12 protein-coding genes and 1 other annotated feature are annotated in these 11,067 nt (G+C 49.4%); of the genes, 6 read left to right on the forward strand and 6 right to left on the reverse strand.

The features are described 5' to 3' along the window. Nucleotides 1–2: 2 nt before the first annotated feature. Nucleotides 3–59 (forward strand): IS1 family transposase, encoded by a 57-nt coding sequence (locus tag RTW80_RS31600; protein ID WP_003032489.1) that lies wholly within the window; start codon nucleotides 3–5, stop codon nucleotides 57–59. Between the two features lie 24 nt (nucleotides 60–83). On the opposite strand, the gene RTW80_RS21315 is transcribed toward RTW80_RS31600, so the two are convergent. Beyond that, a complete protein-coding gene (locus tag RTW80_RS21315) occupies nucleotides 84–602 on the reverse strand; it encodes a YfiR family protein (protein WP_001212391.1) in 519 nt (172 codons plus the stop codon). Between the two features lie 149 nt (nucleotides 603–751). Next, nucleotides 752–1,117, reverse strand: coding sequence for a DUF2799 domain-containing protein (locus RTW80_RS21320; RefSeq protein ID WP_000976004.1), 366 nt, complete (start codon nucleotides 1,115–1,117; stop codon nucleotides 752–754). 209 nt (nucleotides 1,118–1,326) lie between these two features. On the opposite strand from RTW80_RS21320, the gene aroF reads away from it, so the two are divergent. Continuing rightward, nucleotides 1,327–2,397, forward strand: a complete 1,071-nt coding sequence (gene aroF, locus RTW80_RS21325) for a 3-deoxy-7-phosphoheptulonate synthase AroF (RefSeq protein ID WP_001168045.1) — start codon at nucleotides 1,327–1,329, stop codon at nucleotides 2,395–2,397. Nucleotides 2,398–2,407: 10 nt separating this feature from the next. Then, the gene (gene tyrA, locus RTW80_RS21330; protein ID WP_063119150.1) at nucleotides 2,408–3,529 is read left to right on the forward strand and encodes a bifunctional chorismate mutase/prephenate dehydrogenase; all 1,122 of its coding nucleotides are present in this window, start codon (nucleotides 2,408–2,410) and stop codon (nucleotides 3,527–3,529) included. Between the two features lie 42 nt (nucleotides 3,530–3,571). Here the strand turns inward: tyrA and pheA are convergent, their stop codons facing one another. The 4 genes from pheA to bamD all read right to left on the reverse strand — a co-directional run bounded on the left by pheA (nucleotide 3,572) and on the right by bamD (nucleotide 6,330). Further along, nucleotides 3,572–4,732 carry a bifunctional chorismate mutase/prephenate dehydratase gene (pheA, locus tag RTW80_RS21335; RefSeq protein ID WP_000200120.1) on the reverse strand — a complete coding sequence of 387 codons (1,161 nt, stop codon included), beginning with the start codon at nucleotides 4,730–4,732 and terminating at the stop codon, nucleotides 3,572–3,574. 21 nt (nucleotides 4,733–4,753) lie between these two features. Beyond that, nucleotides 4,754–4,878 (reverse strand) — a sequence feature (Phe leader region). Continuing rightward, a complete protein-coding gene (gene pheL / locus RTW80_RS21340; RefSeq protein WP_001386991.1) occupies nucleotides 4,830–4,877 on the reverse strand; it encodes a pheA operon leader peptide PheL in 48 nt (15 codons plus the stop codon). It overlaps the preceding feature by 48 nt. Before the next feature lie 102 nt (nucleotides 4,879–4,980). Next, entirely contained in the window at nucleotides 4,981–5,322 is a 342-nt protein-coding gene (gene raiA, locus RTW80_RS21345) for a ribosome-associated translation inhibitor RaiA (protein WP_000178456.1), read from the reverse strand. Between the two features lie 270 nt (nucleotides 5,323–5,592). Beyond that, nucleotides 5,593–6,330, reverse strand: a complete 738-nt coding sequence (gene bamD / locus RTW80_RS21350; RefSeq protein WP_000197686.1) for an outer membrane protein assembly factor BamD — start codon at nucleotides 6,328–6,330, stop codon at nucleotides 5,593–5,595. Nucleotides 6,331–6,464: 134 nt separating this feature from the next. Between bamD and rluD the strand changes: the two genes are divergently transcribed. From rluD to clpB, 3 genes are all read left to right on the forward strand, one after another. Then, entirely contained in the window at nucleotides 6,465–7,445 is a 981-nt protein-coding gene (gene rluD / locus RTW80_RS21355; RefSeq protein WP_063119148.1) for a 23S rRNA pseudouridine(1911/1915/1917) synthase RluD, read from the forward strand. Beyond that, on the forward strand, nucleotides 7,442–8,173 hold the full coding sequence (yfiH, locus tag RTW80_RS21360) for a purine nucleoside phosphorylase YfiH (protein WP_000040139.1): 732 nt from the start codon (nucleotides 7,442–7,444) through the stop codon (nucleotides 8,171–8,173). Before rluD ends, yfiH begins: the two co-directional genes overlap by 4 nt. Nucleotides 8,174–8,302: 129 nt before the next feature. Next, nucleotides 8,303–10,876: an ATP-dependent chaperone ClpB gene (gene clpB / locus RTW80_RS21365; RefSeq protein ID WP_001235102.1), complete on the forward strand. Its 2,574-nt coding sequence runs from the start codon at nucleotides 8,303–8,305 to the stop codon at nucleotides 10,874–10,876. Nucleotides 10,877–11,067 lie beyond the last annotated feature (191 nt).

Here is an 11,067-nt window from a genome sequence, read left to right on the forward strand (position 1 = left end):
CGGTGGAGCTGCATGACAAAGTCATCGGGCATTATCTGAACATAAAACACTATCAATAAGTTGGAGTCATTACCGAATTATCGTTATCCATCATTTTTCTTCCGTGCGAGCATTAAGACATCCGGGTTGACCTTTACACCGCTACGCGATAAGGCATCCAGGTTTACGGCAAATCTGACGTCATTATTGTGGATGATCAGACAAAAGGCGCTACCAATAATGCACTCGGTATTTTGTTCGGCAATTAATAATAACGCCTTTGACGGATATTGTTCGGTTAATTCCATCTGGAATGTCGGTGACTCGTTGCCAAAATAAAAACCATTGCAGCCTGAAATCATCGCCTCTTGTTGAGTGTGAATGATGACAGGCAGATAAGGCAAAGATGTCGCGGCATTCTCTTGTAGGGCGGTACTAAAACGTGAAGATGAAAAGATACATAACTTTGGTGGCCCTGATAGCGCAGGCCAGCGGGTGTAACTGACAATACCGGAAACCATCATACGCACGTTTTTCGCAACGTCAGAAGGCTCCTGAGCGAGTATTGGTGCTCCCGTCAGCAGGAGAATCAGAAGTAAGAACAGTCGGTGAGAAAAACGCATTCAGGGATCCCCACCATCTTCGCTCGAAATGCATCGATATTTTTTCAGAATGCTCATTAAAATATCATTTTTTCATGCAATCGTCATCAATGTGAGAAATAAAACACAATGAGTAAAATCTTATGTTTAATTTATTTGTGGGGTTTTAATTAATTTAATCGTATTGTGCTGGCATTTTCATCAGCCCCTTTTTGCCATACTTCATGCAGTTGGCTGGCATTTTCAACATTGTTGCAGCTGGCAGGAAAGCTTTTACCGGAAAGTCCTCGGGCATAAGTAAAATCGGTCTGGCAAGTTTTCTTTTGTCCTTCGGCATATCCTTTAAGGTATAGACCGCGATCCGCCTGTGAATCGCTAAATGCATCGTCATCTTTTATGGCGCTGCCCGATATCGCATCTTCCATACCAACATCATACCAGTCGGTGCTGGTCAAGGTTGGCGCGTGAGTATAAGGATCAATCTGACATCCGCTAACCAGTAAAGCCAACAAGGGGGCGATAAACTTTTTCATCATTTCTTTCTCCTTTTTCAAAGCATAGCGGATTGTTTTCAAAGGGAGTGTAAATTTATCTATACAGAAGTAAGGGTTGAAATCGCGACTAAATTGCCTGTGTAAATAAAAATGTACGAAATATGGATTGAAAACTTTACTTTATGTGTTATCGTTACGTCATCCTCGCTGAGGATCAACTATCGCAAACGAGCATAAACAGGATCGCCATCATGCAAAAAGACGCGCTGAATAACGTACATATTACCGACGAACAGGTTTTAATGACTCCGGAACAACTGAAGGCCGCTTTTCCATTGAGCCTGCAACAAGAAGCCCAGATTGCTGACTCGCGTAAAACCATTTCAGATATTATCGCCGGGCGCGATCCTCGTCTGCTGGTAGTATGTGGTCCTTGTTCCATTCATGATCCGGAAACTGCTCTGGAATATGCTCGTCGATTTAAAGCCCTTGCCGCAGAGGTCAGCGATAGCCTCTATCTGGTAATGCGCGTCTATTTTGAAAAACCCCGTACCACTGTCGGCTGGAAAGGGTTAATTAACGATCCCCATATGGATGGCTCTTTTGATGTAGAAGCCGGGCTGCAGATCGCGCGTAAATTGCTGCTTGAGCTGGTGAATATGGGACTGCCACTGGCGACGGAAGCGTTAGATCCGAATAGCCCGCAATACCTGGGCGATCTGTTTAGCTGGTCAGCAATTGGTGCTCGTACAACGGAATCGCAAACTCACCGTGAAATGGCCTCCGGGCTTTCCATGCCGGTTGGTTTTAAAAACGGCACCGACGGCAGTCTGGCAACAGCAATTAACGCTATGCGCGCCGCCGCCCAGCCGCACCGTTTTGTTGGCATTAACCAGGCAGGGCAGGTTGCGTTGCTACAAACTCAGGGGAATCCGGACGGCCATGTGATCCTGCGCGGTGGTAAAGCGCCGAACTATAGCCCTGCGGATGTTGCGCAATGTGAAAAAGAGATGGAACAGGCGGGACTGCGCCCGTCTCTGATGGTAGATTGCAGCCACGGTAATTCCAATAAAGATTATCGCCGTCAGCCTGCGGTGGCAGAATCCGTGGTTGCTCAAATCAAAGATGGCAATCGCTCAATTATTGGTCTGATGATCGAAAGTAATATCCACGAGGGCAATCAGTCTTCCGAGCAACCGCGCAGTGAAATGAAATACGGTGTATCCGTAACCGATGCCTGCATTAGCTGGGAAATGACCGATGCCTTGCTGCGTGAAATTCATCAGGATCTGAACGGGCAGCTGACGGCTCGCGTGGCTTAAGAGGTTTATTATGGTTGCTGAATTGACCGCATTACGCGATCAAATTGATGAAGTCGATAAAGCGCTGCTGAATTTATTAGCGAAGCGTCTGGAACTGGTTGCTGAAGTGGGCGAGGTGAAAAGCCGCTTTGGACTGCCTATTTATGTTCCGGAGCGCGAGGCATCTATGTTGGCCTCGCGGCGCGCAGAGGCGGAAGCTCTGGGTGTACCGCCAGATCTGATTGAGGATGTTTTGCGTCGGGTGATGCGTGAATCTTACTCCAGTGAAAACGACAAAGGATTTAAAACACTTTGTCCGTCACTGCGTCCGGTGGTTATCGTCGGCGGTGGCGGTCAGATGGGACGCCTGTTCGAGAAGATGCTGACACTATCGGGTTATCAGGTGCGGATTCTGGAGCAACATGACTGGGATCGAGCGGCTGATATTGTTGCCGATGCCGGAATGGTGATTGTTAGTGTGCCAATCCACGTTACTGAGCAAGTTATCGGCAAATTACCGCCTTTACCGAAAGATTGTATTCTGGTTGATCTGGCATCAGTGAAAAATGGACCATTACAGGCCATGCTGGCGGCGCACGATGGCCCGGTACTGGGGTTACACCCGATGTTCGGCCCGGACAGCGGTAGCCTGGCAAAGCAAGTTGTGGTCTGGTGTGATGGACGTAAGCCGGAAGCATACCAATGGTTTCTGGAGCAAATTCAGGTCTGGGGCGCTCGGCTGCATCGTATTAGCGCTGTCGAGCACGATCAGAATATGGCGTTTATTCAGGCTCTGCGCCACTTTGCTACTTTTGCTTATGGGCTGCATCTGGCAGAAGAAAATGTTCAGCTTGAGCAACTTCTGGCGCTCTCTTCGCCGATTTACCGCCTTGAGCTGGCGATGGTCGGGCGACTGTTTGCTCAGGATCCGCAGCTTTATGCCGACATTATTATGTCGTCAGAGAGTAATCTGGCGTTAATCAAACGTTACTATAAGCGTTTCGGCGAGGCGATTGAGTTGCTGGAGCAGGGCGATAAGCAGGCGTTTATTGACAGTTTCCGCAAGGTGGAGCACTGGTTCGGCGATTACGCACAGCGTTTTCAGAGTGAAAGCCGCGTGTTATTGCGTCAGGCGAATGACAACCGCCAGTAATAATCCAGTGCCGGATGATTCACATCATCCGGCACCTTTTCATCAGGTTGGATCAACAGGCACTACGTTCTCACTTGGGTAACAGCCCAATACCTTCATTGAACGGGTAATTTCCCCTAACTCTTTCAATGCTTTTTGCATTTCCGCTGATTCAAGATTGGCCTGAATATCCAGATAGAACATCTCTTCCCATGGATTACCGTGAATCGGGCGTGATTCCAGACGGGTCATAATCAGATTGTGGTTGCGCAGTACCAGCAACGCTTCAACCAGCGCACCGGCTTGTTGCCCGGTCGCCATTAACAACGTGGTTTTCGCCGGAACCTGATCAGACACGTTAATGGCTTTACGCGCCAACACCACAAATCGGGTGAAGTTTTGTCGCTGATTTGCTTCAATACGCTCCAGTACCTGCAAACCGTACAAAGTGCCGCCAGCTTCGCTTCCCAACGCAGCAACATGCGGTGATTTTGCCTGTGCAACCTTTTCCATTGCCGCAGACGTACTTTCGGTATATTCAATCTTCCAGTGCGGATAACGATTAAGGAATTTGCTGCATTGCTGGAATGGCTGCGGATGGCTGTAGACCGTATTGATGGTGGATAAATCAGTAGTGCCGGAGACCAACAAACAATGGTCGATAGTTAACGTCATCTCGCCAACAATCGACAAGCTGGTATGTTGCAGCAGATCGTAAACGTCGTTTATGGCACCGGAGCTGGTATTTTCAATCGGTACGACGGCATAGTCGGCCTGGCCGGTTTCCACCTGATTAAAAATATCGGCAAATTTGGCGCAGCCACTTTCAATGAATTGCTCAAAGTGACGGGCAGCGTACTGACGAGCGGCAAGATGTGAATAGGAGCCTTTGGGGCCGAGAAAAGCGATGCGTGCTGAGTGCGGATTAATTTTATTGAGATGTTGTTGGAGCAAAGCCTGCTGAGTTAATACGGAATCTTCAATGATGAGCTGGAACAGGCGAGTAATGTAATGGGCGTCCAGATGGTGCGCTTTACCGAGCGTAATTAATCTTTCCAGTAAATCGCGTTCACGATCAATATCACGTACCGGGCGATGCGAGAGCAGTTTGGCTTTTCCCACCTCGACGGCCAGTTCGCGCCGCTCTGCGAGTAATGCTAATAATTTTTCATCCAGCGCGCTGATTTTCTCTCGCAGCGCCAGTAACGGGTTTTCCGATGTCATAGTGTTGCCTTTTTGTTATCAATAAAAAAGGCCCCCGATTTGGGAGGCCTTATTGTTCGTCTTCGCATTCTGTTTCACACGACGAAACGCCTCCCTTTCAGGGGAAGGTAAAAAAGAATGCGAAGAAAAACGGTGTGTGTTTCATGTTTGTTTCCTTAAGTGACTTTAGTACAGTACCCGTACTGTTTTCACGCTGTCAACAAAAAACGCGCCCGAAGGCGCGTTGGCGATACACTCAATATAAAGGACTACTCTTCTTCAACTTCTTCGACGAAGTTGGCGTCTTTCACCGATGTTGCGGCACGACGTGCTTCGCCTTTGTGCTGCAGTTTATTGAGCTGCCGTTCCAGCTTGTTGATCAATTCGTTAATTGCGGTGTACATATCTTCATGTTTACCACTGGCAACCAGAACGCCGTTAGGTGTATTGATTGTGGCGTCAGCAACAAACCCTTGTGGCTCTTTGGACAGAATGATATGTGGATTAATCAGATGTGTTTGCCATTTTTCCAGTTTGGCGAGACGGTCTGCGACATGTTGGCGGATGGCCGGAGTAATTTCCATTTGTTTGCTGGTAATGTTCATTGTCATAAATTTTACCTCTTGTCTTCCCGTCTTGGTGAATTCAGCATACCGTTCCTGATGTCAAAATGTGTGATGAAAATCTCATAATTTTGTCACTTTTTGTCAACGAATCTTTTTTGTGAGAAATCGCAGGAAGAGGTGTTTTTTTACTTGAGGAATATCTCAAAGCGAGCCATATTTGATGAGATCGATAGCGACTAAATCGCTTCAGTTTCACAACTGACAGAATAAAAAAACGGCAGCTCAAGGGCTGCCGTTTTGTGTTTCAGGTTTCTGTTATGTATTGCTGCTGTTTGCGGCGATGATTTTCGCTACTTTTTCAGCTTGCGCATTCATCTGCATCTGACGGTATGCATTTTCCATCAGCGGCAGCGCATCACGCGTAGCCTGGGTATCCGGGTAGTCGCGCAACATGCCTTCTACGCGGTTAACGACGGCAACCCATGCGCCACGTTCTGTATAGTACTCGGCCACGGAGTATTCATATTTCGCCAGACGATCTTTCAGGAATACCAGACGTTTGGTGGCATCGGTGGTGTACTGACTGTTCGGATAGCCGCGCACCAGTTTGGAAAAGTCACTAAACGCAGCTCGTGCATGTTGAGGATCGCGATCGCTACGATCGACGCCAAAGAACCCTTGCAGCGCACTGTCATCCAGCGCCATATTGGTCAGGCCACGCATGTACATGACATAATCGATATTCGGATGGGTCGGGTTAAGGCGAATAAAACGATCGATGGCAGCCTGTGCTAACGGCAAATCGGCGTTTTTATAGTAGGCGTAGATGAGATCCAGCTGCACCTGCTGCGAATACGGACCAAACGGATAGCGATTATCTAACGCTTCCAGTTGCGTTATTGCCTGTCTCCAGTTACCGTCCTGCAGCTTTTGTTGTGCAGTCGCGTAAATTTCATTTGGCGGATTATCAGGTACTTCTTCCTTTGACCCCGAGCAACCCGCCAAAAACAGGCTTAGTGTGGCGGCTGCCACCAGATATTTCATGCGCGTCATGACGTTTTGACTTTCCTCAAAATGTAATACGGGAGATTCTCTGTTCCTGCTCCCGGTTAAGACCAGCTACAATAGCACACTATATTAAACGGCAAAGCCGTAAAACCCCAACGATAAACGAAGAAGCAGTATATATGGCACAACGAGTACAGCTCACTGCAACGGTGTCCGAAAACCAACTCGGTCAACGCTTAGATCAGGCTTTGGCCGAAATGTTCCCGGATTATTCACGTTCGCGAATAAAAGAATGGATCCTCGACCAGCGAGTGCTGGTTAACGGCAAATTTTGTGATAAGCCGAAAGAAAAAGTATTGGGTGGCGAGCAGGTTGCCATCAACGCTGAGATTGAAGAAGAAGCGCGTTTTGAACCGCAGGATATCCCGCTGGATATCGTCTATGAAGATGAAGACATTATTATCATTAATAAACCGCGCGACCTGGTGGTACATCCTGGCGCGGGTAACCCGGATGGCACGGTACTGAATGCGTTGCTTCATTACTATCCACCCATTGCCGATGTACCGCGTGCGGGCATCGTCCATCGTCTGGATAAAGACACCACTGGCCTGATGGTTGTGGCAAAAACCGTTCCGGCTCAGACGCGTTTAGTCGAATCTTTGCAACGGCGTGAAATTACTCGTGAGTATGAAGCGGTGGCGATTGGTCATATGACCGCAGGTGGCACAGTGGACGAGCCAATCAGTCGCCACCCGACCAAACGTACCCATATGGCGGTGCATCCGATGGGCAAACCAGCGGTGACTCACTATCGCATCATGGAACACTTCCGTGTGCACACGCGTCTGCGGTTGCGTCTGGAAACTGGACGTACGCACCAGATCCGCGTGCATATGGCCCATATCACTCATCCGCTGGTGGGCGATCCGGTTTATGGTGGCCGTCCGCGTCCGCCAAAAGGTGCTTCGGAAGCATTTATCTCCACGCTGCGTAAGTTTGACCGCCAGGCGCTACATGCAACCATGCTGCGTCTTTATCACCCGATCTCCGGCATCGAAATGGAATGGCATGCGCCTATTCCACAAGATATGGTGGAGCTGATTGAGGTGATGCGCGCCGATTTCGAAGAACATAAGGATGAAGTGGACTGGTTATGAGTAAGCTGATTGTCCCGCAGTGGCCGCTGCCAAAGGGTGTTGCGGCTTGTAGCTCTACTCGTATCGGCGGCGTGAGCTTGCCCCCGTATGACTCGCTCAACCTCGGTGCCCATTGTGGCGATAACCCGGATCACGTTGAGGAGAATCGCAAGCGACTTTTTGCTGCGGGCAATTTGCCTTCTAAACCGGTCTGGCTTGAGCAGGTACACGGCAAAGATGTGCTTAAGCTTACTGGCGAACCTTATGCCTCAAAACGAGCAGATGCCTCTTATAGCAATACGCCTGGCACGGTTTGCGCAGTGATGACTGCCGACTGCCTCCCTGTGCTGTTTTGCAATCGAGCGGGAACGGAAGTCGCCGCCGCTCATGCTGGCTGGCGTGGACTGTGCGCAGGCGTGCTGGAAGAGACAGTTTCCTGTTTTGCTGATAATCCGGAAAATATTCTCGCCTGGTTAGGGCCGGCAATTGGTCCACGCGCGTTCGAAGTGGGGGCGAAGGTTCGCGAGGCGTTTATGGCAGCAGACGCCAAAGCGAGTACAGCTTTCATTCAGCATGGTGATAAGTATCTGGCGGATATTTATCTGCTTGCCCGGCAGCGTCTGGCGAGCGTTGGTGTTGAACAAATTTTCGGCGGCGACCGTTGTACATATACGGAAAATGAGACTTTCTTCTCTTATCGTCGCGACAAGACCACCGGGCGTATGGCAAGTTTCATTTGGCTGATATAACCTAAAGAATCAAGACGATCCGGTACGCGTGATTTTCTTTTCACATTAATCTGGTCAATAACCTTGAATAATTGAGGGATGACCTCATTTAATCTCCAGTAGCAACTTTGATCCGTTATGGGAGGAGTTATGCGTCTGGATCGTCTTACTAATAAATTCCAGCTTGCTCTTGCCGATGCCCAATCACTTGCACTCGGGCACGACAACCAATTCATCGAACCACTTCATTTAATGAGCGCCCTGCTGAATCAGGAAGGGGGTTCGGTTAGTCCTTTGTTAACATCAGCTGGCATAAATGCTGGCCAGTTGCGCACAGATATCAATCAGGCATTAAATCGTTTACCGCAGGTTGAAGGTACTGGTGGTGATGTCCAGCCATCACAGGATCTGGTGCGCGTTCTTAATCTTTGCGACAAGCTGGCGCAAAAACGTGGTGATAACTTTATCTCGTCAGAACTGTTCGTTCTGGCGGCACTTGAGTCTCGCGGCACGCTGGCCGACATCCTGAAAGCAGCAGGGGCGACCACCGCCAACATTACTCAAGCGATTGAACAAATGCGTGGAGGTGAAAGCGTGAACGATCAAGGTGCTGAAGACCAACGTCAGGCTTTGAAAAAATATACCATCGACCTTACCGAACGAGCCGAACAGGGCAAACTCGATCCGGTGATTGGTCGTGATGAAGAAATTCGCCGTACCATTCAGGTGCTGCAACGTCGTACTAAAAATAACCCGGTACTGATTGGTGAACCCGGCGTCGGTAAAACTGCCATCGTTGAAGGTCTGGCGCAGCGTATTATCAACGGCGAAGTGCCGGAAGGGTTGAAAGGCCGCCGGGTACTGGCGCTGGATATGGGCGCGCTGGTGGCTGGGGCGAAATATCGCGGTGAGTTTGAAGAACGTTTAAAAGGCGTGCTTAACGATCTTGCCAAACAGGAAGGCAACGTCATCCTGTTTATCGACGAATTACATACCATGGTCGGCGCGGGTAAAGCCGATGGCGCAATGGACGCCGGAAACATGCTGAAACCGGCGCTGGCGCGTGGTGAATTGCACTGCGTAGGTGCCACGACGCTTGACGAATATCGCCAGTACATCGAAAAAGATGCTGCGCTGGAACGTCGTTTCCAGAAAGTGTTTGTTGCCGAGCCTTCTGTTGAAGATACCATTGCGATTCTGCGTGGCCTGAAAGAACGTTACGAATTGCACCACCATGTGCAAATTACTGACCCGGCAATTGTTGCAGCGGCGACGTTGTCTCATCGCTACATTGCTGACCGTCAGCTGCCGGATAAAGCCATCGACCTGATCGATGAAGCAGCATCCAGCATTCGTATGCAGATTGACTCAAAACCAGAAGAACTCGACCGACTCGATCGTCGTATCATCCAGCTCAAACTGGAACAACAGGCGTTAATGAAAGAGTCTGATGAAGCCAGTAAAAAACGCCTGGATATGCTCAACGAAGAACTGAGCGACAAAGAACGTCAGTACTCCGAGTTAGAAGAAGAGTGGAAAGCAGAGAAGGCATCGCTTTCTGGTACGCAGACCATTAAAGCGGAACTGGAACAGGCGAAAATCGCTATTGAACAGGCTCGCCGTGTGGGGGACCTGGCGCGGATGTCTGAACTGCAATACGGCAAAATCCCGGAACTGGAAAAGCAACTGGAAGCCGCAACGCAGCTCGAAGGCAAAACTATGCGTCTGTTGCGTAATAAAGTGACCGACGCCGAAATTGCTGAAGTGCTGGCGCGTTGGACGGGGATTCCGGTTTCTCGCATGATGGAAAGCGAGCGCGAAAAACTGCTGCGTATGGAGCAAGAACTGCACCATCGCGTCATTGGTCAGAACGAAGCGGTTGATGCGGTATCTAACGCTATTCGCCGTAGCCGTGCGGGGTTGGCGGATCCAAATCGCCCGATTGGTTCATTCCTGTTCCTCGGCCCAACGGGTGTGGGGAAAACAGAGCTTTGTAAGGCGCTGGCGAACTTTATGTTTGATAGCGACGAGGCGATGGTCCGTATAGATATGTCCGAGTTTATGGAGAAACACTCGGTGTCTCGTTTGGTTGGTGCGCCTCCGGGATATGTCGGTTATGAAGAAGGTGGCTACCTGACCGAAGCTGTGCGTCGTCGTCCGTATTCCGTCATCCTGCTGGATGAAGTGGAAAAAGCGCATCCGGATGTCTTCAACATTCTGTTGCAGGTACTGGATGATGGTCGTCTGACTGACGGGCAGGGGAGAACGGTCGACTTCCGTAATACGGTTGTCATTATGACCTCTAACCTCGGTTCCGATTTGATTCAGGAACGCTTCGGTGAACTGGATTATGCGCACATGAAAGAGCTGGTGCTCGGTGTGGTAAGCCATAACTTCCGTCCGGAATTCATTAACCGTATTGATGAAGTGGTGGTCTTCCATCCGCTGGGTGAACAGCACATTGCCTCGATTGCGCAGATTCAGTTGAAACGTCTGTACAAACGTCTGGAAGAACGTGGTTATGAAATCCACATTTCTGACGAGGCGCTGAAACTGCTGAGCGAGAACGGTTACGATCCAGTCTATGGTGCACGTCCTTTGAAACGTGCTATCCAGCAGCAGATCGAAAACCCGCTGGCACAGCAAATACTGTCTGGTGAATTGGTTCCGGGTAAAGTGATTCGCCTGGAAGTTAATGAAGACCGGATTGTCGCCGTCCAGTAAATGATAAAACGAGCCCTTCGGGGCTCGTTTTTGTCTATAAGTTAGACGGAAAAGACTATATTTAAGATGTTTTGCCTGAAAAATGAGCGAACGATAAAGTTTTTATATTTTTCGCTTGTCAGGCCGGAATAACTCCCTATAATGCGCCACCACTGACACGGAACAACGGCAAACACGCCGCCGGGTCAGCG

The sequence above is a fragment of the Escherichia sp. AM3 genome (genome assembly GCF_032029835.1).
Taxonomy (GTDB): domain Bacteria; phylum Pseudomonadota; class Gammaproteobacteria; order Enterobacterales; family Enterobacteriaceae; genus Escherichia; species Escherichia coli.